Raw genomic sequence first — 21,926 nt, 5'->3', positions numbered from 1 at the left:
AAGGCCGCGATGGGCGCGGCCGATCCGCCGAAGGAAACGATCATGAGCGACCCGGACGATACCCACTTCGAAGCGCAACCCGCATCATCTCCGACCGATCACGTCCTCCAGGAACTCCAGCTCTACGGCTACCGTCCTTTCGAAGACGAACCCGATCCGCGTCCGCTTCCCGAAGGCCATGTCATCGCAGCCAGCATCGCCGACATCTTCGACGCGCTCGTGGTGGCGATGGTCGACACACGCCTCGAACCCGATCTCGAGGAACTGCTGTGGGCTACAGTCAACCTCTTCCATCGCGCATGCCATCGGATCGAGCGCGAGCTCGACGAAAATGAAGTCTCGCAGCAGCGTCTGCAGCGCGAACAGGATGGGTCTGAGGTCAAGTCCGTTGAACTCGAACGGCTCACCGCGCAAGGTCAGACGCTGCTCGAACGCCGCGGTGCCTTCGAACTGATGCGCGACCAGGCCGGCGAGCATTTCGAGCATCACACGCATTCGATCTGGCGACCGCGTTCGGGCTCCGTCGTCAACCACCGCAATCTCACCGCGGCAATGATCGACAGTCGCGATTTCCTTGCCGCCAAGAAGCGCGCCGATAGCCACGCACTTCTGCCCGCCGGGCCAAAGGTCGCGTTCACTGGCGGATTCGACTTCAATGACCATCGCCTGATCTGGGCCAAGCTTGACCAGGTCCATGCCAAGCACCCGGACATGGTTCTCCTCCACGGTGGATCACCGAAGGGAGCCGAATTGATCGCGGCCAAATGGGCTCACCATCGCAAGGTGCCGCAGATTGCCTTTAAGCCTGATTGGACCAGACACGCCAAGGCCGCTCCTTTCAAGCGCAACGATGCAATGCTCGACACACTGCCGATTGGCATCATTCATTTTCCTGGCACAGGCATTCAGGACAACCTCGCCGACAAAGCCCGCAAGCTTGGCATTCCAGTCATGAAGTTCGGCGCCGCATGACGGGCCGGACCAGGCCAGCGCCACACCATGCCACACGCGTCTGCGGGTGTTCGCCCCGAACGGAGTCTGACCAGCCACCTCTTGGCGGGTTTGCGATGAAGGCGAAGGCCGGGCGTCAAGCTTGAGGCTTCATCGGCTTCTGAAATTGAAAAGCACTGCCCATCACCGCGTTTATCGGCGCATCTCCTTGGTCCGGTCCAAAGCCCTGATGCCATCAACCCATGAAGGGTCGGACTACGCAAAGCGTGCCGCCGTTTCGGCTTCGCCTCCACGGTGATTGCGGCCTCGGCCGGACACATCGGGCGCCTGTCACGCGGGGATGGTCCCCGCTTCCAAACAGGAGCCGGAAAGATGTCCCTCGCAGAAGCAAACGCCTTCGCCTTCAGCCTCGCCACCAGCCTGATGGTCAGCATCGTCATTTTCCGAGCGGGTGACGGCACCGTCGCCGTCGTGCCGGCAGACGAGTATGATGGAGACGCTTGCGATATCGTCGCTGAAATGGACCCCTACTCCGAATGAACTGAAGCAGGATGTCAGCGCCCAGCGAGGCGCGTCGAGCTCACGACGCGCCTCGTGCTCATTGCGCTGCTTTGGTCGCATCGTCGCCCAAGGATGTGGTGGCCCGAGGCAAGTAGCGCCCGGTAATCCAGCTAGGCGCTTAAGCGTGATTCCGGATAGTTGGCCTCGGCCTCTTTCGTTTCTGTCGTGACTTTTGACCGGACGGGCTTGCCATGGCTGAGCGGGATTTCCGCATATGTTCCATCGGGAAACTCGGCCACAATTTTCATTGCCCCACCAAGCCCCCTCACATAGCGCTCCATGGTCTTGAGCTGGACCGAAGCAGGTGACTTTTCGATGCGCGAGACCTCGGCTTGCTTCAGCCCGGTTCTCGCGGCCACCGTGGTTTGCGTCACCGACATTGCCTTTCGAATCTCGGAAAGGTGTACAGCCTTGAGAATTTCGGCAGCACCCTTCTCGATCCTGGCCCGACGCTCTGCGGGTAGAGCGTCAATGCGTTCGCGCGCCGGTCGAAAATCTGATCGCTTTGCCATAGCCTATTCCTCTTCTGCCTCAAGCCACTCATCAAACCGGCCATCGGCGGTAGCGATGAGCTCTTTGTAAAACTTGCGCTCCGACTTGCCTTCTTTGTTCCAGCCGCACAGCACGACAGCTTGACGATCCTCATCGAACGCAAAGGCGAAGCGCCAGGCGCCCTTCACTGCGATCCGGATTTCTTTCATGTTCTTGTGCTTGGAACCCTTCAAGGTATCCACGAGCGGCCTCCCGAGTTGGGGGCCTATTTCCGCCAGAACAAGCATCACCTCGTCGAGCTTGTCCGAGACGGCCTCATCAAGGCCTTCGCGCTCTTTGAGAAAATCCGGATGCTCAAGAACCGTCCACGGCATGGGCGAAATATAGGCCCAAACTGATATAGCGTCAATCTGATATTTTCGGACCCGTCGGTGCCCGGATCCATGCCTCGTTCTTCGGTCGCTTTCAAATGGTCTTCAAACCCGGGCAGGAGGAATGCTGAGCTTGTGACAGGTTTCGGGTGTTAAATTCCACCTCGAAAACACCGCGAGACAGGACAGCGACAATCCTGCAGCCATCATCGTCAAGGCGGCAAAGTCGGCGGTGGCCCGCGATTGAGCTTGGATCAGTGCCCGGCGTGGTTGGAGCCAACACCGACCGCCGACATCAGCAACTCACGCCTGAAGTCAGTCAAACGCCTGGCAGGTCCACCCAGCGCGAGTTCGGCAATGCGACAATGCCAGCCGGAGACGGAGCAGGATCTCGCTCGACCCGTGAAACGTCGTCGGACAAGACAGGCTGCGGGCTGCCACGTTCTCGTTGATCCATTCCTGTCGCGGCGAGCACACCGAAGCGGTCTCATCGATTGGTGTTTCTGGTCTGAAGGACGGCTTCGCCTCGATCGCTTGTGAAGCAACGGCGCTTCGCGACTTTCTTCCCCTGCCGGCTGCGCCGTCATTCCTCCCGGCACAACAAAGTCGCTCCCGCGCCGTCCTCCGCTTCGCTTCGGCCCATGGGTGCGCCGACGATCGCCTCCGACCTTTCGACCACCATCGAGACCGCAATGGTGCGGCTCGAAACAAACTGGATCAAGGAGAACTATCATGGCTACCATCGGCACCTTCAAGAAATCCGGCAACGAGGAATTCACTGGCGAAATCGTCACACTCAGCGTCCAGGCCCGCGGCGTTCGCATCGTTCCCGAAACCCGAGCCAACGGCGAGAACGCTCCCAGCCACCGGGTCTTCGTCGGCCGAGCAGAGATCGGCGCCGCCTGGGCCAAGCAGTCCAACGAAGGCCGCAACTACCTGGGTCTCAAGCTCGACGATCCGAGTTTCACCGCCCCGATCTTCGCCAACCTCTTTGATGACGAAGACGGCGAGGGCTACAGCCTGATCTGGTCTCGCCCGAGCCGCCGCAACGCTGAATAAGAGTACCGGCCAAGCCCCGCCCGATCCATTCGGGCGGGGTTCTGTGTGATCAAGCCGGCCGATCGGCATTTTCCGGCATCGATCGAGCCGGCGGCACGATGCCGAGACGGCATCGCGCAATGCTTCGAGCACCCCCTCCGCCGGCACCATTCCGCCTGTAAGATTTATGCTTTACGTCTCGTCTTTCACGGGTGAGGGCAGCCGATGATTGAGCCATTTGACGACACCGCACCGGCTGGGGACGACCTCACCGACTATGATCGAAGCCACGTCAAGCTCTACATGCGCCTGTTCGACGCCGACGCCGATGGCGCCGATTGGCGCGAGGTGGTCAAGGTCCTCTTTGGCATTGATCCGACAAAGGAGCCCGAGCGCGCTCGACACGTCCACGATAGCCATCTGGCGCGGGCCCGCTGGATGACGCGCACCGGCTACCGCCATCTTCTGCGCCAGACTGACACCTAGCCAACATTCTCCCTCATGATGCCGAAAAGGCATCATGCAATGCCTCGTCAAGGCCTTCCGCCAATCGCCAGAAGCCGGAATCGATTCGAGCACGACTTACCGTTCGTGAGGAGCTGCCCGATGAAGCCGAACACGTCGCGTTGGCGGGACAACGACAGCTACGAGTTCTTTGACAGCCTAACAGTCGAAGGGCTGGCCTGGGAATGCTTGCGCCGCTCAAATTCTTATCACCGGCACTTTCTGGCGCTCGTTCGTTCGGGAACTGAAAGGGATCCCCTGCCAAGAGACGCCCAGCAACTCTGGGGGTTGCGATTTCCCGGCCCGACCCGATTTGTCCGCTTTATCGCAAGACGTACTCTGGTCGCCTCTTGTCGATCCGGCGGTGCTGGCTCTCGTGTCGTCGCCGGATTTCTTGTCCATCGAGCCTTCTGCAGCGTTCGTTGGACTCGGGCCGCATCATGAGAGTGCGGAGGGTTCTCATGCCATCCATGGAAATGGGATCGCTGCACAGCTTCTCCTCCATCCCGGCAGCGAAACGGAAGGTCCTGTCGCGGCACTGATCCCGCTGGATTCCCAAACGCTCGGTCGGATCGAGGCTCTCGTGCGTTTCTGGCGCGGCTATCACAAACGGCCGGTGCCGCGCGACACGCGAATGACGACGCAGCAGCGCCGTCGCTTGCGGCTGATGATGCGGGCCACCGATGGCCGCACCAATGGCGCGAGCTACCGCGAAATCGCCACCGCCTTTTACGGGACAGCGCGTGTTGGCGCCGCTCCGTGGAAAACCTCGTCCCTGCGCGCCACCGTCATTGGTCTCGTCAAGGGCGGAGCCGCGATGATCGGCGGTGGCTATCTGCACCTGCTGCGCCACCGCACGCGTTCCCCGCGCCCGGGGTGGTGATATCACGCCCCTCAATCTTCCTCATCCTCTGCGAAGCCGCCTTTCCGCCACCGTGATCGCTGTTCGCCGCCGAACGCCAGCGGCTCCCTTAAGCTCCACGGAGGCCCGATATATGCAACCAGATCTCGCCGTTCTGCCGCCGCGCTTTCTTCGCACCAAGGAAGCCGCCGAGTTCCTCAGCCTGTCATCGCGGACGCTTGAGAAGCATCGCACCTACGGCACAGGCCCTACCTACCGGAAACTCGGCGGTCGTGTCGTTTACGCCATTGACGAATTGCAGGCCTGGGCCGAGCGCGGGACCGTAACCTCGACCACCGATCCCCGTGGCTCCGTGCTTCCCGCAAAGCGCCATCTGGTCGCGCCTTCAGTCCAGACTGGACGGCATGGGCGCTGACCTTCGCAAAGGCCGCGGCGACATCCCGCCGTGCCGCCGTTTGCCCCGCCGGTCAGCTTGGGTGCGCAAATCAGGAGACAGACGATGACCAATACCGGGGACTTGCGTCCGGGTAGTTCAGCGCACCCAGCGCTGCAGAACAATGACCTGACCCGTGTCGAGCTGACATGGGTGGCGAAGAAGATCGAGTTCTGGATTCGCTTCGGTCCGGTCGATCGAGAGGAGGTTCTTGATCGCCGCCGCCGCGTCGTTTGGTTTCGGCCCGGCGCCGCCTTTGCCTTCGTGCGTTGGGCCGCGAACGATTTCGGCACGATCATCGCGCGTCTCGATATCGTGCGCGCTGTCACCTCGGGACAAGCCTATCAGACACTGCCCTTCGTGCGGCCGGGTGGCGACATCCTGCTCACGATGCAGGGCTGGCAAAATGTCGAGCGGGTCTTGCAAACGATCGACGCCGTTGAGCGTCTTGGCATCGATCCCGCAGTCGTCTCGCCGGCTCATTGGCGCCACGTCCACCACCGGATGACTGCAGCCCAGGAGCCTCGTCCCTATACGAACGATCTGCATCGCGCCTTTGTGCTGCGGCAGCGGGTCCAGCCATGAGGAGATCCGTAATTCTCCTCGCGATGGCACTGGCCAGCACGGCTGTGCTGCTCCCAAGTCTCACGGCCTTGCCTTCGAAGCTTGTCTGGAATGCGTCGGCCAGCGTGCCGATCGGCTTCTACCGTATCAACAGCGACCGTGTGTTTTCGGCAGGCGATCTCGTCGCCGCGAGGCCGCCCGAGCCGCTGGCAACGTTCCTTGCTGATCGCGCCTATCTGCCAAAGGGCGTGCTGTTGCTGAAGCGCATTCTGGCGTTGTCCGGTCAGACCGTTTGCCGAGAAGGCCTGCGCATTGCCGTCGATGGCGTCGAGGTCGGCACAGCCCTTGAGCGCGATCACGCCGGCCGCGAATTGCCGCATTGGCAGGGCTGTCGACCCATCCCAGTCGGCACTGTGTTCCTGATGAACAGGTCGGTCCGGGAAAGCCTCGACGGTCGTTACTTCGGCCTCATCTCGACCGACCGGATTATCGGCCGCGCTGTCCCGCTGTGGACCGATGAGCAAGGCGACGGCCGCTTTGAATGGCGCGCGCGAGCGCGGTGAGCGCGCCGCGGCGGCCCTTCTCGGGCCGTCCCGACATCACCGCCGATCAACTGCGAAAGGAGACAGGACATGCCACAGATCGGACAATTCATGCGCAATCAGACCGGCTATTTTGGGCGCATCAGGACACTGAGCCTCGAGCTCGATGTCGCGATCGTCGAAGCCGATGCAAGCGATGCGGAGAACGCGCCTGATTATCGCGTGCACGCTGGCAGCGAAGACGGGCCTGCGATCGGCGCCGGGTGGAAACGCTCCGGTGAAAAGGCCGGCGAGTTCGTGTCGCTCCAGATAGACGACCCGACCTTCACACAGCCGATCCGCGCCAATCTGTTCCAGAGCGGCGACGACAAGAAGTCCTGGTCGCTGCAGTGGTCGCGTCCGCGCGACCGTACCGAGAAGGATTGACCGATGTCCGCGCGCCGTCGGTCGATGATCCATCTGGTGCCGCTCGCATGGCTTGGCGTTGATCGAAGCAAAGCGTTCGTTCGGCTCGCCGGGCTGTGCGTCTTCTGCATCGTTCCCGCGTTTGCGCTGGCGCAGACCCCGACGACCTTCACGCCGTCGGCGCGCAACTACGAGATCCACATTGCGGAGGCGGCGAGGCGTTTCCACCTTCCTCCTGCCTGGATCCGTGCCGTTCTTAGCGCCGAGAGCGCCGGCGATCGACACGCCATCTCGAGAAAAGGCGCCATGGGCCTGATGCAGATTATGCCGAAAACCTGGTTCGAACTGCGCGCCCGCTATCGGCTCGGCAGCGACCCGTATGATCCGCACGACAACATCATCGCGGGCTCGGCCTATATTCGCGAGCTGTTGGACCGGTTCGGATCGCCAGGCTGGATCGCGGCCTATAATGCGGGTCCCGCGCGCTATGAGGCGTCCCTGCGGGGGCGCCGGCTGCCGCGGGAAACCCGCGCCTACGTTACCGCCGTTGCATCCGCCATCAGCAGCGGCGGCACGACGAGAACCGGCAGCCCGCCACTCCCTGCATCCCCTGGCTGGCGCAAAGCGCCGCTCTTCATCGCGCGATCGGTCGGCAAGCCTGCCGCCGATCCGAGGGCGGTCGAACACTCGCGCGATGACGCTTCAGGCGCGCGGGCTGGACGCGAACTGTCCGACGTTAAACCTCGGTCGAGCGGCCTGTTCGTGGCGAAAGCAAGCGACGAGACCGAGCCATGAGCCGGTTCAGCACGTTTAGGGTGATTGCGGGATCTTGCGTGCCATGGCGTGCGCAGGGGATGGAGGCCGGGAACACGACCGAAGGATGGCAGGATAAAAGGGCGCACATTGCGCGGCGGTCGGGTGGTTGTTCTTGCTTGATTTTCTGGCGCGTTCCGCACATTGCCGGCCACTGGCGCAATGTGCATGAAGCAACCAAGATATTGTATTCGTTTTTCTTTTCCCACATTGCGGTGCCGCGCCATGGCTGATGAGCGCGAGTTTCGCATTCGACCCGGGCGCATCCGCTCCACGCGCGCCCAGCAGGCCAGGCCCTTCATCGCGCAGGTGTTGGCCGCGGCGAAAAAGGCCGGCGGCGGTATTTCGCGCTCAGGCCGGATTGTACAGGCAAGCCGCTCCCGCTTTGGCCATGGTCAGCGCGCCAGCATCCAGGCCAACCGCCTCATCACCTCGCGGTCGCGCGGCGCCGTCGTCAAGGCGCGAGTCGTCCGTCACTCCGTGCGCGCCGCTCCACTTGGCACCCACCTCAACTATCTGCGCCGCGAGGGTGTCAGTCGGGACGGGGAGAAGGGGCAGCTGTTCGGGCCGGGGACGGAGATCGCCGATGGCGCGGACTTCGCCGCGCGCGCCAAGGACGATCGTCACCATTTCCGTTTCATCGTCTCGCCGGACGACGCTCTCGAGATGGCGGACCTCAACGCCTTCACCCGCGATCTGGTTGGACAGATGCAGAAGGACCTCGACACCCGGCTCGACTGGGTGGCGGTCGGTCACTGGAACACCGGGCATCCCCACATTCACCTGATCGTGCGCGGGGTTCGCGAAGACGGCCAGGATCTGGTTATCGCGCGCGACTACATCAAGGAAGGTATGCGCGACCGGGCACGCGATCTGGTTACCCAGGAACTGGGTCCGCGCACCGATCTCGATATCCGCCACACACTCGAAAGCCAGATCCAGTCCGAGCGGTGGACGCAACTCGATCGTCAGTTGCTTCGCGACAGCCGTGACAGCGGGATAATCGATCTCGCGCCATCTCGCCTAGGGCAACCGGACGAGTATCACGCTCTGAAACTCGGCCGACTGCGCAAGCTCGAGACCCTTGGTCTTGCCCAACAGGCCGGGCCTGGCCAATGGGCAATCGACGAGCGGGCCGAAGCAACACTGCGCGAGCTTGGCGAGCGCGGCGACATCATCAAGCGCATCCACCGGGCCATGAGTGCGGCTGGCATCGAGCGTGGCTCAGCCAACTATGTCCTGGCTGCGGAGAGCCTGGAAACGCCGGTTATCGGCCGGCTGGTCGATCGTGGGCTCGATGACGAACTGATCGGCACGGCCTATGCCGTGGTCGACGGCGTCGACGGACGCACCCATCACATCAAGCTCTCCGGTCTTGAGGCGGCTGGCGACAGCGCACCGGGATCGATCGTCGAGCTGCGAAAATTCGATGATGCGCTCGGTCAAGGCCGGGCCGCACTTGCCGTGCGCTCCGACCTTGCTGTGGATCAGCAGATTACGGCATCGGGTGCGACCTGGCTCGACCGTCAGGCAATCGCGCGCGAACCGGCTGCCTTGGCCGAGACCGGCTTCGGCGCCGAGGTTCGCGACGCCCTCGACCGGCGCGCCGAACATCTGGTCAAACAGGGCCTCGCGGAGCGGCAAGGCAGACGCATCACCTTCACCCGAAGCTTGCTCGATACACTGCGGCGGGCTGAACTGGGGACGCTTGGCGACAGGCTCGCGGCCGACACTGGTAAGCCCTTCAAGCGCGCCGCCGGCGGAGACTTTGTCGCCGGCGCCTATCGCCAGCGCTTGTCACTCGCCTCCGGCCGTTTCGCCATGATCGACGAAGGGCTCGGCTTCCAGCTCGTCCCCTGGACGCCCTCACTGGAAAAGCATCTCGGCCAGCACGTCTCCGGTGTCGCGCGCGGCGATGGCGGCATCGACTGGAGTTTTGGCCGCAAGAAGGGGCTCGGCCTCTGAAAACCAGATGAAAGGAGCACGCCATGTCCGCTACGAAAATCCTGTGGGGTCAGATACTCACGGTCTTCCTGATCGTCTTGTCGACCACTTGGGTGGCGACGCAATGGACAGCATGGCAACTCGGTTTCCAGACCGGGCTCGGTCCGCCCTGGTTCGAGATCGCCGGGTTGCCCATTTACTATCCGCCCGCTTTGTTCTGGTGGTGGTATTTCTACGACGCCTACGCCCCGTCTATCTTCGTGAAAGGCGGATTGATCGCCGTTTCCGGTGGCTTCCTCTCGATCATCGTTGCCATCGGCATGTCGGTGTGGCGGGCGCGCGAAGCCAAGACTGTCCAGACCTACGGGTCGGCGCACTGGGCCGAGAAGCGAGAGGTGGAGGCAGCGGGCCTGCTCGATAACGATGGTGTCGTGCTCGGGCGCTATGACCGTCATTATCTGCGTCACGATGGGCCAGAGCATGTGCTGTGCTTCGCCCCGACCCGATCGGGCAAAGGCGTCGGCCTGGTGGTGCCTTCGCTTCTGACCTGGCCGAGCTCGGCGATCGTCCACGACATCAAGGGCGAGAACTGGCAGCTCACCGCTGGCTTCCGCGCTCTGCACGGTCGCGTGCTGCTTTTCGATCCGACCAATTCGAGATCGTCAGCCTACAATCCGCTTCTGGAAGTCCGCCGTGGCGAATGGGAGGTCCGCGACGTCCAGAACATCGCCGACATTCTCGTCGACCCGGAAGGGAGCCTGGAAAAGCGCAACCATTGGGAAAAGACCAGTCACGCGCTGCTGGTCGGCGCCATCCTCCACGTTCTCTACGCTGAGCAGGACAAGACGCTCGCCGGCGTCGCCGCCTTTCTTTCCGATCCTAAGCGCCCGATAGAATCGACGCTTGCCGCGATGATGAAAACCGCGCACCTGGGTGATGCAGGCCCGCATCCGGTTATCGCCAGTGCGGCGCGCGAACTGCTCAACAAATCAGACAATGAACGCTCGGGCGTGCTGTCCACCGCGATGTCCTTCCTCGGTCTCTACCGCGATCCGGTTGTCGCCGGGGTGACCCGGCGCTGCGACTGGCGAATTTCCGACATCGTCGGGGGGAAGCAGCCGGCGACGCTCTATCTCGTCGTGCCGCCTTCGGACATCAACAGGACCAAACCGCTCATCCGCCTTATCCTCAATCAGATTGGTCGCCGCCTCACCGAGGACCTGCATACCAAGACCACCCGCCACCGGTTGCTTTTGATGTTGGACGAGTTCCCGGCGCTGGGCCGCCTTGACTTCTTCGAGAGCGCGTTGGCTTTCATGGCCGGCTATGGCCTGAAAAGCTTTCTCATCGCGCAGTCGCTCAACCAGATCGAGAAGGCTTATGGCCCCAACAACTCGGTCCTCGACAATTGTCATGTCCGCGTCAGCTTCGCCACAAACGACGAGAGGACTGCCAAGCGGGTCTCAGACGCACTCGGCACGGCAACCGAAATGCGGGCGATGAAGAACTATGCCGGTCACCGGCTTTCGCCCTGGCTCGGGCATCTCATGGTGTCGAGGCAAGAGACCGCCCGTCAGTTGCTGACCCCTGGCGAGATCATGCAGCTTCCGCCGACCGACGAAATCGTCATGGTGGCAGGCGTGCCGCCGATCCGAGCCAAGAAGGCCCGCTACTACGAGGACACCAGTTTTAAGGAGCGCGTGTTGCCGCCACCCGAATTGGCTCGATCCGGAGAGGCCAGCCTTGACGATTGGAGCCAGTTGCCGGTCCTGGCTTACTCTGAGGCGACGCAAGCCTCCGGCATGCTGCAGCAGGACGATGGCGATCCAACGGGATCGGAGCGTCGCCTGCAAGCCGAACTCAATCGGGCGCAGGCCGTCGAGAGAGCGGCGCCGATCGAAAACGAATTCGATATGGGACCGGGCGACGATGCCGACGACGATGATGCCGTCCGCAACCGGCGCCTGGCGCGCCTCATGCAGGGCGTTGCGCGGCAGGTTTCCCTGGACCCCGATGACGGCATGGAGTTGTAGGCGCCATGATGGCTCGCAAAAAGAAGGCGCAGATTTCCGTCTATCTCGATCAGACCATCATGACGATGCTTGGCGATTATGCGGCACGGCGCGATCAACCCCAATCCATGATCGCTGAGGCCGCGATCGCATCGTTCCTGTCGCCGGATGCGGATGAACGTCGCGAGGCCGCTATCGCCAAACGCCTCGACCAGGTCGATCGCCGCCTGGCCAGGCAGGAGCGCGATATCGGCATCGCGGTCGAGACACTCGCGGTGTTCATCCGTTTCTGGCTCGCGACAACGCCGGCGTTGCCCGAGCCTGCCGCCCAGGCCGCGCGCGCCAAGGCGGCCGAACGCTACGAAGCCTTCGTCACGGCGTTGGGGAGACGCCTGGCGAAGGGGCCGAAACTGCGACAGGAGATTTCCGAGGATATCAATCCGATGGACAACAGCGAAAACCCACCCTGACGGTTTGCGTGCCAATAGGCGGCTGGCTTGGAGCCTGATGGCCATGCTCATCACGATGATGGCGATACGCGACGCCTCTGGCGGTCACGCGACGACAATGTTGTTGCACCGATGACGATGATGATGATCAGCAGCGGCTGGCGAGCAAGTCCCGGCAGCCGGTTTGTCGCACCTCGATCAATCGACCGCATCAGCCTTGTTATCGGCGAGGAGGGCCGCCCGCTTGCCGATAGCCGACTTGACCGCGTCGACAAGCTGTTCAGGAAAGCCACGGGGCAGCGACATGATCACCTCGTCGGCCTGCTTTTCCACGTTTTCAGCAATATCATCGAAAATTCTGCGCATGACAGGGGTACCCACACCGGCAATGTCAGCGGTCTGCAGGAAGTGGCGTGGCATGATGTCAGGTACCGAATAGTGCCTGTTCTTGCCGACCGACATTGCCAATTTGAATTTCTTGCGCGGGATCTGTCCGGTATCGAGGCTGGGTTGCGCGGTCAGCACGTCGTAAAGGGGCGTCATGCGGAATCGTCCGCCAGGGCCGAGAAAAATACTGAAATTCTTGGCGTGGCCGTCGGTCGCGCCAATCAGCCAGAACAAGATGCAGGTGCGCAAGAAGGTGGCGATGTCTTCATCTGGCGTATCGCTACCCTTCAAAAGCTCGACAATCTCGCGCATGCCGGGACCGCCATCGGACTGGTACTTCCGCGTCGGCGGCACTGACAGCGCTTGACAGATGTCCTCCTGCGGCAGGCGCAGGAGGCGGCCGTCGCGGGCCCACAGCCGGTCGAAGCGCTCTACGATCAGCGTGCGGCGTTCGCCGAATTCGGCGATCTGCGCCTGGGCGGCGGAAACGCCAAACGCTTGCAGCAGCTTCAGGCACAGATACTCGTTCTCAACGCTGTTGGAGAGATCGATGCCGTTCGGCAGCCGCCCGATCTGCGGCTTCAGGATATGGGTGGTCGCTGCCGTGCCGATCGGTTTGAACCAGCCTCCGTCCTTGCGCAGCAGCGCGGTCTTTTCCTGCGCGCCGGCAATCGAGATGCGAAAGTCCTCGTCCTCGCCCAGGCCCAGCGGAGCGGCCGCAAGGTTCTCGATTATCCCGGCGATGTCCTCGTCGCTGACCGGCTTGCCTTCGACACAGCCGGGAGGCCCTGGATCCATGCCATCGGGCAGGAATTGCAACCCGCCGACGCAGTCATGGCCCAGCGCAGCCAGCATGCTGTAGGCATCCGTGCCGTCGGCGCCGACGCGTTCGGCAACACGCCTGCGTATGGCGTCATTGTCCGGAAGCAGGTTGTCGAAGACGTTGGTCACCGGCGTGCCGATATAGCGGTCTTCCCGCAAAGGAAGCGAGAGTGAGATCGGGAAGGTGCCGCGCCAGTCCAGCCATTCGAGGGCGTATTGGAAGTCGATGGCGCCCGTCGATTCCCTGCGCAATACACCCACGAGGCGCCCGTTCAGGAAGACATTCAGGGGGATGTGAACCCGTCGCCGTGCCATCAGAACAGGTCCTCGATATCAGCAGAGCTGCCTTTGCTGCGCGCGCGCACGACGAGTTCAAGGTCGAGGGCGGAGAGGGCGGCCATCAAGGTGCGGAGTTGCATTGCGGGCTCACCGGCCTCGAGGCGGGAGACCGTACCCTGGCGCAGGTGGATCTTGTTGCCGAGCGAGCCTTGCGTGAGCCCGGCGTTCTTGCGGGCGCGGCGCAGAATGGCCCCGAGTTGTTTTTCGTTGCGAGCGATCTGGTCTGTCATGATGGGTCTCCACGCCCGCAGTATACGCGATCGCGTATTAATCGTCAATATACGGCGTTGCGTATAAAACGGAGATATACGTGATCGCGTATAAAAGGAAGATATACGCGATCGCGTATGATGCCGAAGCGTCAGCTGGCAGCGGCGGTCTTGGGCGCCCCGAGGATCAAGGTTCTTAAGCGACACGAGCGACTGCCCGAGCGGCTACGCCTTGGGAATAGGAGGTTCGCGACGTACAAAACATCGCCGACATCCTGGTCGATCCCGAAGGCTCGCTTGAAGGGCGCAACCATTGGGAAAACACGAGACACGCGCTGCTGGTCGGTGCGATCCTGCACGTGCTTATGCCGGACCGGACAAAACCCTGGCGGCGTCGCGGTATTCCTGTCCGATCCGAAGCGCCCGATCGAATTGGCCACGATGACGACGCCGCATCTGGGGGAGGGCGGTCCGCACCCGGTCATTTTGCCAGCGCGGGCCGCCCGCGCTGGCGCGGCGCCGCCCGCGCTGTTGATGCCAGCTGGGTTCTGTTGCTGATGGCGTTCAGTTGGCGGCTCCGCACAATTGCGATGTCGTTAATCCTGGCGGCACGTTCTCCGTGGGGCCAAATCCGTACTTGGCCATGATGGTGGCGATCGTGCCATTCGACATGACCTTCGCCAGACCCTGATTGTAGAGGTCGCGCAGATCGCCATCGTCCTTCCGGAACGCGATCGCGATGTAGCTGATCGACTTCTCGTCCGTCGTGAACGGGCTGGCGCGCTCCAGATCGGGGCTCCTGTTGCCGGCCAGCAGCCCGATCACCGTCGGGGAAGAGAACAGAGCCGCGTCGATGCGGCCGGCGCGCAGTGCCGCGATGTTGGTCTCGATGTCGGGGAACTGCAGGATGCGGTCTTCCGGCACGCCCTCGGTGACGGCGTTCTTGATGACATTGCTGCCGCGGCCGCCGCCCATGATCGCGTCGGATTTCTTGGCAAGATCCGCATAGCTATGGATCGCCTTGGGGTTGCCGGCGAGCACGATCGCCGCGTCGTCCGACCTCAGGTCGGGAGCACCGAAGGCGACCTGCTGGCATCGCTCCGGCGTTATCGACAGGCCGGATGCAACGGCATCGAAACGCCCGGCCATCAGGCCCGGGATCAAGGCGCCGAACTCGGTGACCTCGAAGTCGACCTGCTTGACGCCGAGATCGGCGAAGGCGGCCCTGAGAAGATCCGGATGCCAGCCGAGCAACTCGCCGGTTCCCTCCTTCTTGTAGCCCCATGGCGACCGGTTGTGGATGCCGATGACGATGCGTCCTTCCTTCAAGACGCGTTCTTTTGTGGTCTCCGCCGCGGCCGGCAGCACGGATCCAACAAGCGCGGCATAGGCGATGCAGGCCAGGCCAATGGCGGCCGATCGGGCTCGAAATTTCATCGGTGCAGTCCTCCCGTGAGATTGAGTTGTTGCGCGCAGGCGTTCCGCCTTAGCCGCGCGACGCTACGTTTGAAGATGACGGTTCGTCAATATAGATGTACAAAATATGTACTAAATATTGCGCACACAGCAGTGAGAGCTCTCGCTTGCGGTGACGAGGGGAATACGTTGTTCGTGGGTTGCGCTTGGGTTGACGCGAGCGCCCCAACCTCGCTCAGTTGCCGCCGCGATGGGTCGAGACAGCCGGTCGATTAGACGGGCAGGACTTCCGAGCGCTTGACCTGGCCGAGCGCGAAGCTGCTTTCAATCGAGGCGATGTTGTCCAGCCGGGTCAGCTTGTCCTTGATGAACCGCTCATAGGCCTCGAGGTCGCGCACCACGATGCGCATCAGGTAATCGCGCTGGCCGGTCATCAGATAGCAGTCGACCACCTCCGGCCAGCGTAGCACCGCCTGGGAGAAGCGGTCGAGATCGTCCTCGCGTTGCCGTTCAAGCTTGATCGACGCGAAAGCGCTGATCGGCAAACCGAGCTTCTTCTGGTCGAGGACAACGGTGTAACCCTTGATGACGCCGGCGCTCTCCAGGAGCCTGACGCGCCGGGCGCAAGGGGAAGGCGAAAGACCGACGGCTTCAGCGAGGTCGTTCGTCGTCGCCTTTGCGTTCTTCTGCAGCGCGGCGATGATTTTGAGGTCGATTGCGTCGAGCGTCGGATTTGGCACGCTTCCCTCGTCTGGGCGTCATTATTGGCTGGATCAGCCAATATCTTCGATCTGCTCGCGTAAGAATAGCCACTTTTGAGAGGCCGAGGCCGCTATCGTGGAGCCGCCATTTCACGGGAGCCGACGATGACGATCCTTTCCGAGCTTGAACGCAAGGTTCTGTGGCTGGCTGTCTGGATGATCCATCATGCCAATCATGTTCGCGGGTCGCAGGACGGCCTCAAGGTCGGCGGACATCAGGCGTCGTCGGCGTCCGCCTCGACCTTGATGGCGGCGCTCTACTTCCAGATCCTCAGGCCCGAAGACCGCGTTGCCGTCAAGCCGCATGCCAGCCCGGTTTTCCATGCCATCCAGTATCTGTTCGGCAGGCAGACGCTCGAGCAGCTGCGGAATTTTCGCGGCTATCGCGGCGCGCAGTCCTACCCGTCTCGAACCAAGGATATCGACGATGTCGATTTCTCGACCGGGTCGGTCGGACTGGGCGTGGCGCAGACCCTGTTCTCCTCCCTGGTCCAGGATTATGTCAGGGCAAAAGGCTGGAACACGGATCAGCCGGAGGGTCGAATGGTCGCCCTTCTCGGCGACGCCGAAATGGATGAAGGCAATATCTTCGAGGCTCTTCTCGAAGGCTGGAAGCACGGCCTGCGCAACACCTGGTGGGTCGTCGACTACAACAGGCAAAGCCTTGATGCGGTGGTGCGCGAAGGCCTATGGCAGCGCTTCGAGTCTATCTTTCGCAACTTCGGCTGGGATGTGGTGATCCTGAAACATGGGACATTGCAACAGGCGGCCTTCGAGGAAGAGGGCGGCGAAAAGCTGCGGTCCTGGATCGACGCATGTCCCAATCAGCTCTATTCCGCGCTGACCTTCCAGGGCGGCGCCGCATGGCGCCGGCGCCTTCTGGACGACCTCGGTGATCAGGGACCGGTCACCCGCCTGATCGAGAAGCGTGGCGACGAAGACCTTGCCGCCTTGATGGCGAATCTCGGCGGCCATGATCTGACGAGCATCGTCGATGCCTTCGAGGCCGCGCGCGGGCATGACCGTCCGACCTGCTTCATCGCCTATACGATCAAAGGCTTCGGCCTGCCGCTCGCCGGCCACAAGGACAACCACGCCGGATTGATGACGCCGGCGCAAGTGGACGCGCTGCGGCAAGGCATGGGGGTCCGCGAGGGGCGTGAATGGGACATGTTCGAGGGCCTTGCATACGATGAGGCCGCGATCCGGTCCTATCTGGCGTCGTCGCCTTTCGCGCAGGCAGCTACCCGTCGCCATCAAGCCCCAGCCATACCCGTGCCGGCACAGATCACCTGCGGCGCACAGGTCTCCATGTCGACACAGCAGGGTTTTGGCCTTTTGATGCACGAGATCGCCAAGTCAGACAGCGATTTTGCAAAGCGTGTCGTCACCACGTCTCCGGACGTCACGGTCTCGACCAATCTCGGCGCCTGGGTAAACAGGCGGGGTCTGTTCGCGCGCGGCGACCAGGCGGACATTTTTCGTGAAGAACGCATTCCTTCCACCTTCAACTGGACGTTTTCGCCGTCGGGACAGCATTTCGAACTGGGCATCTCGGAGATGAACCTCTTCACGATGCTGTCGGCCCTGGGGCTGTCGCACTCGCTTCACGGCAAGCGGCTGCTCCCGGTCGGAACGCTCTACGACCCCTTCATCGAGCGTGGCCTCGATGCGCTCAACTATGCCTGCTATCAGGACGCTCGCTTCATCCTGGCGGGGACGCCTTCTGGCGTGACGCTGGCGCCCGAGGGCGGAGCGCATCAGTCGATCGCCACGCCGCTGATCGGCATGGCGCAGGACGGCCTGGCGACATTCGAGCCGGCCTATGTCGACGAGCTGGCAGTCATCCTGCGTTGGGCATTCGACTACATCCAGCGCTCCGGCGAGGCCGACCCCGATGACCATAGCTGGCTGCGCGATCAGACGGGAGGTTCGGTCTACCTCAGGCTCTCGACGCGGTTGATCGAGCAGCCGACACGCCAGACTGGGGATCCGCAGGCGCGTGACATCGTCGATGGCGCCTACTGGTTGCGCAAACCCGGGCCAAATGCCGCTGTGGTGATCGCCTATTCGGGAGCTGTCGCGCCGGAGGCGGTCCAGGCATTGGGGCTGATGGCCGGTGACCGGCGCGATGTCGGGCTGCTGGCCGTGACCTCGGCCGATCGGCTGAACGCCGGCTGGTCGGCCGCGGCGCGGGCGCGCCAGTATGGCCGGCCGCACGCGACCAGTCATGTCGAGCGCCTGCTGGCTGGCCTGCCTGCCTCATGCGCCATCGTGACGGTGCTGGACGGGCATCCCGCAACGCTCGCGTGGCTGGGGTCGGTCCACGGCCATCGCACGCGTGCCTTGGGTGTCGAGCATTTCGGCCAGACGGGCACGATCGCGGATCTCTACCGGCATTGCGGGATCGATGCGCAAGGTATCATGGCCGCAGTGCAATCGGTGTCGGCCGGCCGGCCGCTGAGGCACCTTGGCTCCGCCGCCTGACGATCCCCCGTCATCGCCTCGCCGCCGGCTCGGTCGATAGGGGCCGTCAATACCTGAATTCCTTGAGGGCGGCTGCCAGTCGTCGGCGCCATCTTCCCGCGTGGCGAGAAAGCGCGGGGGAGATGAAAATGGCTGAGGCCGGCGATCTCATGGGCCGTGAAGCGCCGCGGTCGCCGGTGGGGACGGCGGTGGCGATTGCGCATCACGGCGAACTCATCCAGGGCGTCTTCAAGGACGATGGCGGACGCCTTCATCGCGGGCTCGTGACGCTGCCGATTGCGGGCTTGAGATCTGAGGCGCGCTTTGCCAGGAGCGACGTCGATGCGGTCGTTGTCCACCCGGATCATAAGGTCAAGGCGTCGGCCGCCGCGCGGCTCACGCTCGATTTCTTGAATGTCACCGGCGGCGGCGAGCTGACACTTCAAAGCTCAATTCCAGTGGGGCACGGCTACGGCTCATCGACGGCTGACGTTGTCGCTTCCATTCGTGCTGTCGCCGCAGCCGTTGACGTCCAGTTGCGGCCGTCAAGCATCGGGCGTCTGGCGGTGGCTGCCGAGCGCGCCAGCGACGCGATCGCGTTCGACGATCACGCGGTGCTTTTCGCGCAACGCGAAGGCACTGTGATCGAGAATTTCGGCGGCTCCCTGCCGCCACTGCTTCTGGTCGGGTTCAAGGCGAATGGCGGGGTTCCGGTCGATACATTGCAGCTGCCGCCCGCACGCTACGACAGTGCCGAAATCCAGGAGTTCGGCGTGCTGCGGGCGCTGGTGGCGCGGGCGGTTCGCCTTCAGGATCCCTATCTTCTCGGACGCGCCGCCTCGGCCAGTGCCATGATCAGTCAACGGCACTTGCCGAAACAGGGCTTCGGCGAGATCGCCGAAATCGCCCGGCGAGCCGGCGCGTGCGGGGTGCAAGTCGCCCATAGCGGTTCGTTGTTCGGCCTGATTTTCGATCTTTTCGCATCGAATCTGAAGCGACGCGCGGCCCTGGTCACGCAGCAGATAAGACGTGCCGGCTACAAGGATGTCGAAGTCCATCTGGTCAATACGGAGGGCTGGACATGGTGACCCTTGACGTGGACTATTTCAGGGACCTTGAGACCCCGCGACTTGCGCGCCTCGCGCCAAATCTCGTGTCCGCGGCGTTTCCGCTGATGAAGCTGATGCCGGCCCGCTACATTCTGGATCGCGCAGCGGCGGATGGCGAACTGAAGACTGGCTCTCACATTGTCGAGACGACGTCGGGCACGTTCGGCATGGCGGTCGCGCTGCTGGCGGCGGCGCGTGACTATCGCCTTACGCTCGTCACCGCTTCAACGCTGATCGATGCCAAATACAAAGCCCGCCTGGAGCGCATCGGCGCCACGGTCATCGCCCTTGATGATCCGCGCGGCGACGGCAATCAGCCTGGCCGGCTGGAGCGCCTACAGGAAATCCTGGCCAACGAGCCGGACGGCTTCTGGACCCGCCAATACGACAGTCCGGGCAACTGGCTTGCCTATGCGCGGCTGGCCGAACTCTTCATCCGGGCGATGGGCAGGGTCGACTGCCTGGTCGGCTGCGTCGGTACGGGTGGCTCGCTATGCGGCACTGCGTCCTTTTTGCGAACGGTCTTTCCGCATCTGACGGTATTTGCCGTCGATACACATCGCAGCATCCTCTTCGGGCAGCCCGTCGGCAAACGCATGCTGCGGGGCCTGGGCAACAGCGTCCTGCCGAAAAATGTCAGGCATGAGCTTGTCGACGAGATCCATTGGGTTGGCGCCTATCCGGCTTACATGACCGCGCATCGTTTGCTGCGCGAGCACGGCCTCTTCATGGGGCCGACCAGCGGCGCCGCCGCTTTGGTGGCGCAATGGGTTGCAACGACCCTTCCGGATGCGCAAGTGGCAGTCATCATGCCTGACGAAGGCCATCGCCATGCCGAGACTGTCTACAATGATGACTGGCTTGCGGCTCTGCCTGGCTGGCCTTGTAAGGAACTGTCCGAGCCGAGGACGCTGACCACCATCGCACCGGCCGCGGAGACGCAGTGGACGCGCTTTCTTTGGCTGCGTCGCAGCCTCGACGATGTGGTGAAAGCGCGCGAAGCAAGCGACGTGCCGCCGGCTGTTGGCGCCGCGGACAATCTATGAAGCGAGATCCAGACCGTTTTTGTCGAGCCAGCGCCAGGCATCGTCCGTCGTTTGAAAGACCTGATCGTGTTCGTTCGAAGCGGCGGACCGATCGAGGTCCTTGAGACCGCTGGCTGTCACGACGGCCACGACACGGTCTGTGGCCGCGATGACACCTTGGTCCTTCAATGTCGATATCGCCATCAGCGGCGTGACCGATGCCAGTTCGGCAAAGATTCCTTCGTCCCGCGCAAGGCGTTCCTGCATCGCGATCAGGCCGTGATTGTTGACGGGGACGGCGTGCCCGCCAGATTCGCGCAGCGCCTTCAGCGCCTGAAAGGTGCTGCGCGGCGTGCCGATCGATACGGCAAGGCTGTCGAAAAGCATATTGCGTTCACTCAACGCATCGGCGCCGCTGGCCAGAGCGTCCGCCAGCGACCCATGCACCTCCGCTGCGGCGAGGCGAGGCAGGCGCGTGATCGACCCTTGCGCGAACAGCTCGCAAAAGCCAGCCCACACACCGGACAGGGCATCGCCGTAGCAGACCGGCAGGACGCACCAGTCTGGTGCCGTGCCATCGGATTGCTCGACGATCTCGTAGGCGATCGTCTTGTAGCCCTCGATGCCGAGTGGATGGCTGCCGACGACCGGACCGTGATAGGGCGATGCGATGAACCAGTCGTAGCGGGCCGCTGCCTGTTCAAGCAGCGACCATCGGTCCATTTTGCTGACCAGGGGCAGGACCGTCGCGCCATATTTGCGGATCTGCGCCAGCATCGCGCCCGCCGATCCCGCAAAGGTGGTGACGACGCATTTGAGCCCGGCTCGGGCAGCGTAGGCCGCCAGCGAAGCGCCGGCGTTTCCCGATGAGGCGGTCGCGACGATCTTCGCACCACGCGCGCGCGCCACGCTGACCGCGATCGTCGAGAAGCGGTCCTTGTGCGACCAGGTCGGGTTTCGGCCTTCGTCCTTGATTGCAAGATCCGGCACGCCCAGAAACGCCCCGATGCGCGGCGCGGCAAGCAAAGGCGTCAGCCCCTCGCCGAGGCTCACCGCCTCCGCTTCCGTGCAAGGCAGCATGTGCGCAAAACGCCACAGCGAGCGCGAGTTGGTGGCGCCGGCCAAGAGGGGAGACTGCGGGGCCGCATAGACCGGGCGAAGATTTGCCGGCGCGGTGTCTTGGCACCGCGCGCATCCTTTGGAGTCGATGGTGACATCGGCGGGATAGGAAGTGCCGCATCGGATGCAGACGAGCTCCAGGACCCGGCTTATGTCCATCCTGGGACGACCAATCTCGCCTGAGGACTGCGCGGACATGTCGTGCGCGAGGTCGCGAAACGGCCGGCTCGCCATGGCTATTCCTTGTCCAGGAAACGATGAATTCGCTGGTTGTTTCAAACAGCCAACAGCACGGCTGTCAATGCGGAATGTGCACTATAGTGTGTCGCACC

General features: G+C 62.9%; 24 protein-coding genes and 1 pseudogene. 18 read left to right on the top strand and 7 right to left on the bottom strand.

The annotated features are described in order from the left end of the window. Positions 1–42: 42 nt before the first annotated feature. Both AC1D0N_RS15220 and AC1D0N_RS15215 read left to right on the top strand, forming a co-directional pair. Positions 43–972 carry a DUF2493 domain-containing protein gene (locus AC1D0N_RS15220; RefSeq protein ID WP_477245902.1) on the top strand — a complete coding sequence of 310 codons (930 nt, stop codon included), beginning with the start codon at positions 43–45 and terminating at the stop codon, positions 970–972. 351 nt (positions 973–1,323) lie between these two features. After that, complete coding sequence (locus AC1D0N_RS15215) at positions 1,324–1,491, top strand: hypothetical protein (RefSeq protein ID WP_477245205.1); 168 nt, start codon at positions 1,324–1,326, stop codon at positions 1,489–1,491. A gap of 131 nt (positions 1,492–1,622) precedes the next feature. On the opposite strand, the gene AC1D0N_RS15210 is transcribed toward AC1D0N_RS15215, so the two are convergent. Next, entirely contained in the window at positions 1,623–2,024 is a 402-nt protein-coding gene (locus AC1D0N_RS15210; RefSeq protein ID WP_477245203.1) for a helix-turn-helix domain-containing protein, read from the bottom strand. Between the two features lie 3 nt (positions 2,025–2,027). Beyond that, complete coding sequence (locus AC1D0N_RS15205) at positions 2,028–2,378, bottom strand: type II toxin-antitoxin system RelE/ParE family toxin (RefSeq protein ID WP_477245201.1); 351 nt, start codon at positions 2,376–2,378, stop codon at positions 2,028–2,030. A 729-nt stretch (positions 2,379–3,107) separates the two neighbouring features. Here AC1D0N_RS15205 and AC1D0N_RS15200 point away from each other — a divergent pair. The 12 genes from AC1D0N_RS15200 (at position 3,108) to AC1D0N_RS15145 (ending at position 11,962) form a co-directional block, all read left to right on the top strand. Beyond that, positions 3,108–3,434: a DUF736 domain-containing protein gene (locus AC1D0N_RS15200; protein WP_477245199.1), complete on the top strand. Its 327-nt coding sequence runs from the start codon at positions 3,108–3,110 to the stop codon at positions 3,432–3,434. Between the two features lie 204 nt (positions 3,435–3,638). After that, the gene (locus AC1D0N_RS15195; RefSeq protein WP_477245197.1) at positions 3,639–3,899 is read left to right on the top strand and encodes a DNA -binding domain-containing protein; all 261 of its coding nucleotides are present in this window, start codon (positions 3,639–3,641) and stop codon (positions 3,897–3,899) included. 15 nt (positions 3,900–3,914) lie between these two features. Beyond that, positions 3,915–4,361: a transcriptional regulator domain-containing protein gene (locus AC1D0N_RS15190; protein ID WP_477245195.1), complete on the top strand. Its 447-nt coding sequence runs from the start codon at positions 3,915–3,917 to the stop codon at positions 4,359–4,361. Beyond that, positions 4,282–4,800, top strand: a complete 519-nt coding sequence (locus AC1D0N_RS15185; protein ID WP_477245193.1) for a DUF2285 domain-containing protein — start codon at positions 4,282–4,284, stop codon at positions 4,798–4,800. The genes AC1D0N_RS15190 and AC1D0N_RS15185 overlap by 80 nt, the downstream gene beginning before the upstream one ends. 112 nt (positions 4,801–4,912) lie before the next feature. Then, entirely contained in the window at positions 4,913–5,194 is a 282-nt protein-coding gene (locus AC1D0N_RS15180) for a helix-turn-helix transcriptional regulator (protein WP_477245191.1), read from the top strand. Positions 5,195–5,278: 84 nt separating this feature from the next. Further along, positions 5,279–5,797 (top strand): DUF2840 domain-containing protein, encoded by a 519-nt coding sequence (locus AC1D0N_RS15175; RefSeq protein ID WP_477245901.1) that lies wholly within the window; start codon positions 5,279–5,281, stop codon positions 5,795–5,797. Further along, a complete protein-coding gene (locus tag AC1D0N_RS15170; protein ID WP_477245189.1) occupies positions 5,794–6,339 on the top strand; it encodes a S26 family signal peptidase in 546 nt (181 codons plus the stop codon). The genes AC1D0N_RS15175 and AC1D0N_RS15170 overlap by 4 nt, the downstream gene beginning before the upstream one ends. A 69-nt stretch (positions 6,340–6,408) precedes the next feature. Next, entirely contained in the window at positions 6,409–6,744 is a 336-nt protein-coding gene (locus AC1D0N_RS15165) for a DUF736 domain-containing protein (protein ID WP_477245187.1), read from the top strand. A 3-nt stretch (positions 6,745–6,747) separates the two neighbouring features. Continuing rightward, positions 6,748–7,518, top strand: coding sequence for a lytic transglycosylase domain-containing protein (locus AC1D0N_RS15160; protein WP_477245185.1), 771 nt, complete (start codon positions 6,748–6,750; stop codon positions 7,516–7,518). Positions 7,519–7,761: 243 nt separating this feature from the next. Next, on the top strand, positions 7,762–9,501 hold the full coding sequence (locus tag AC1D0N_RS15155; RefSeq protein ID WP_477245183.1) for a relaxase/mobilization nuclease domain-containing protein: 1,740 nt from the start codon (positions 7,762–7,764) through the stop codon (positions 9,499–9,501). Between the two features lie 23 nt (positions 9,502–9,524). After that, a complete protein-coding gene (locus AC1D0N_RS15150; RefSeq protein WP_477245181.1) occupies positions 9,525–11,513 on the top strand; it encodes a conjugal transfer protein TraG in 1,989 nt (662 codons plus the stop codon). Positions 11,514–11,518: 5 nt separating this feature from the next. Further along, a complete protein-coding gene (locus AC1D0N_RS15145; RefSeq protein ID WP_477245179.1) occupies positions 11,519–11,962 on the top strand; it encodes a CopG family transcriptional regulator in 444 nt (147 codons plus the stop codon). 177 nt (positions 11,963–12,139) lie between these two features. On the opposite strand, the gene AC1D0N_RS15140 is transcribed toward AC1D0N_RS15145, so the two are convergent. Together AC1D0N_RS15140 and AC1D0N_RS15135 are read right to left on the bottom strand one after the other, a co-directional pair. Then, positions 12,140–13,465, bottom strand: coding sequence for a type II toxin-antitoxin system HipA family toxin (locus AC1D0N_RS15140; protein WP_477245177.1), 1,326 nt, complete (start codon positions 13,463–13,465; stop codon positions 12,140–12,142). Beyond that, complete coding sequence (locus AC1D0N_RS15135) at positions 13,465–13,719, bottom strand: helix-turn-helix domain-containing protein (protein WP_477245175.1); 255 nt, start codon at positions 13,717–13,719, stop codon at positions 13,465–13,467. The genes AC1D0N_RS15140 and AC1D0N_RS15135 overlap by 1 nt, the downstream gene beginning before the upstream one ends. A 221-nt stretch (positions 13,720–13,940) precedes the next feature. On the opposite strand from AC1D0N_RS15135, the pseudogene AC1D0N_RS15130 reads away from it, so the two are divergent. Beyond that, positions 13,941–14,205, top strand: a pseudogene (locus tag AC1D0N_RS15130) (conjugal transfer protein TraG); the annotation flags it as partial. 57 nt (positions 14,206–14,262) lie between these two features. Here the strand turns inward: AC1D0N_RS15130 and ehuB are convergent. Both ehuB and AC1D0N_RS15120 read right to left on the bottom strand, forming a co-directional pair. Next, a complete protein-coding gene (gene ehuB / locus AC1D0N_RS15125; protein WP_477245173.1) occupies positions 14,263–15,135 on the bottom strand; it encodes an ectoine/hydroxyectoine ABC transporter substrate-binding protein EhuB in 873 nt (290 codons plus the stop codon). 251 nt (positions 15,136–15,386) lie between these two features. Further along, positions 15,387–15,854, bottom strand: a complete 468-nt coding sequence (locus AC1D0N_RS15120; protein WP_023767048.1) for an Lrp/AsnC family transcriptional regulator — start codon at positions 15,852–15,854, stop codon at positions 15,387–15,389. Between the two features lie 126 nt (positions 15,855–15,980). Here AC1D0N_RS15120 and AC1D0N_RS15115 point away from each other — a divergent pair, with 126 nt between their 5' ends. The 3 genes from AC1D0N_RS15115 to AC1D0N_RS15105 all read left to right on the top strand — a co-directional run bounded on the left by AC1D0N_RS15115 (position 15,981) and on the right by AC1D0N_RS15105 (position 20,496). Next, on the top strand, positions 15,981–18,362 hold the full coding sequence (locus AC1D0N_RS15115) for a transketolase (protein ID WP_477245170.1): 2,382 nt from the start codon (positions 15,981–15,983) through the stop codon (positions 18,360–18,362). Between the two features lie 128 nt (positions 18,363–18,490). Next, on the top strand, positions 18,491–19,429 hold the full coding sequence (locus AC1D0N_RS15110; protein ID WP_477245168.1) for a GHMP family kinase ATP-binding protein: 939 nt from the start codon (positions 18,491–18,493) through the stop codon (positions 19,427–19,429). Next, positions 19,423–20,496 carry a PLP-dependent cysteine synthase family protein gene (locus tag AC1D0N_RS15105; protein ID WP_477245166.1) on the top strand — a complete coding sequence of 358 codons (1,074 nt, stop codon included), beginning with the start codon at positions 19,423–19,425 and terminating at the stop codon, positions 20,494–20,496. The genes AC1D0N_RS15110 and AC1D0N_RS15105 overlap by 7 nt, the downstream gene beginning before the upstream one ends. Here the strand turns inward: AC1D0N_RS15105 and AC1D0N_RS15100 are convergent. Then, positions 20,491–21,753, bottom strand: a complete 1,263-nt coding sequence (locus AC1D0N_RS15100; protein ID WP_477245899.1) for a threonine synthase — start codon at positions 21,751–21,753, stop codon at positions 20,491–20,493. The genes AC1D0N_RS15105 and AC1D0N_RS15100 overlap by 6 nt on opposite strands. Positions 21,754–21,926 lie beyond the last annotated feature (173 nt).

The organism is Mesorhizobium sp. P2_E10, assembly GCF_056404235.1.
The sequence above is the reverse complement of the archived record's forward strand: the minus strand, read 5'-3'. Positions and strand labels throughout refer to the sequence as shown.

What these genes read in the sequence shown, in the direction of transcription:
- AC1D0N_RS15160 (WP_477245185.1), top strand. Translation starts at nt 6,748, where the DNA reads ATGTCCGCGCGCCGTCGGTCGATGATCCATCTGGTGCCGCTCGCATGG.
- AC1D0N_RS15180 (WP_477245191.1), top strand. Translation starts at nt 4,913, where the DNA reads ATGCAACCAGATCTCGCCGTTCTGCCGCCGCGCTTTCTTCGCACCAAG.
- AC1D0N_RS15155 (WP_477245183.1), top strand. Translation starts at nt 7,762, where the DNA reads ATGGCTGATGAGCGCGAGTTTCGCATTCGACCCGGGCGCATCCGCTCC.
- AC1D0N_RS15215 (WP_477245205.1), top strand. Translation starts at nt 1,324, where the DNA reads ATGTCCCTCGCAGAAGCAAACGCCTTCGCCTTCAGCCTCGCCACCAGC.
- AC1D0N_RS15210 (WP_477245203.1), bottom strand. Translation starts at nt 2,024, where the DNA reads ATGGCAAAGCGATCAGATTTTCGACCGGCGCGCGAACGCATTGACGCT.
- AC1D0N_RS15105 (WP_477245166.1), top strand. Translation starts at nt 19,423, where the DNA reads ATGGTGACCCTTGACGTGGACTATTTCAGGGACCTTGAGACCCCGCGA.
- AC1D0N_RS15220 (WP_477245902.1), top strand. Translation starts at nt 43, where the DNA reads ATGAGCGACCCGGACGATACCCACTTCGAAGCGCAACCCGCATCATCT.
- AC1D0N_RS15150 (WP_477245181.1), top strand. Translation starts at nt 9,525, where the DNA reads ATGTCCGCTACGAAAATCCTGTGGGGTCAGATACTCACGGTCTTCCTG.
- AC1D0N_RS15110 (WP_477245168.1), top strand. Translation starts at nt 18,491, where the DNA reads ATGGCTGAGGCCGGCGATCTCATGGGCCGTGAAGCGCCGCGGTCGCCG.
- AC1D0N_RS15170 (WP_477245189.1), top strand. Translation starts at nt 5,794, where the DNA reads ATGAGGAGATCCGTAATTCTCCTCGCGATGGCACTGGCCAGCACGGCT.
- AC1D0N_RS15140 (WP_477245177.1), bottom strand. Translation starts at nt 13,465, where the DNA reads ATGGCACGGCGACGGGTTCACATCCCCCTGAATGTCTTCCTGAACGGG.
- AC1D0N_RS15115 (WP_477245170.1), top strand. Translation starts at nt 15,981, where the DNA reads ATGACGATCCTTTCCGAGCTTGAACGCAAGGTTCTGTGGCTGGCTGTC.
- AC1D0N_RS15100 (WP_477245899.1), bottom strand. Translation starts at nt 21,753, where the DNA reads ATGGACATAAGCCGGGTCCTGGAGCTCGTCTGCATCCGATGCGGCACT.
- AC1D0N_RS15175 (WP_477245901.1), top strand. Translation starts at nt 5,279, where the DNA reads ATGACCAATACCGGGGACTTGCGTCCGGGTAGTTCAGCGCACCCAGCG.
- AC1D0N_RS15190 (WP_477245195.1), top strand. Translation starts at nt 3,915, where the DNA reads ATGATGCCGAAAAGGCATCATGCAATGCCTCGTCAAGGCCTTCCGCCA.
- AC1D0N_RS15195 (WP_477245197.1), top strand. Translation starts at nt 3,639, where the DNA reads ATGATTGAGCCATTTGACGACACCGCACCGGCTGGGGACGACCTCACC.
- AC1D0N_RS15165 (WP_477245187.1), top strand. Translation starts at nt 6,409, where the DNA reads ATGCCACAGATCGGACAATTCATGCGCAATCAGACCGGCTATTTTGGG.
- AC1D0N_RS15135 (WP_477245175.1), bottom strand. Translation starts at nt 13,719, where the DNA reads ATGACAGACCAGATCGCTCGCAACGAAAAACAACTCGGGGCCATTCTG.
- AC1D0N_RS15200 (WP_477245199.1), top strand. Translation starts at nt 3,108, where the DNA reads ATGGCTACCATCGGCACCTTCAAGAAATCCGGCAACGAGGAATTCACT.
- AC1D0N_RS15145 (WP_477245179.1), top strand. Translation starts at nt 11,519, where the DNA reads ATGATGGCTCGCAAAAAGAAGGCGCAGATTTCCGTCTATCTCGATCAG.
- AC1D0N_RS15205 (WP_477245201.1), bottom strand. Translation starts at nt 2,378, where the DNA reads ATGCCGTGGACGGTTCTTGAGCATCCGGATTTTCTCAAAGAGCGCGAA.
- ehuB (WP_477245173.1), bottom strand. Translation starts at nt 15,135, where the DNA reads ATGAAATTTCGAGCCCGATCGGCCGCCATTGGCCTGGCCTGCATCGCC.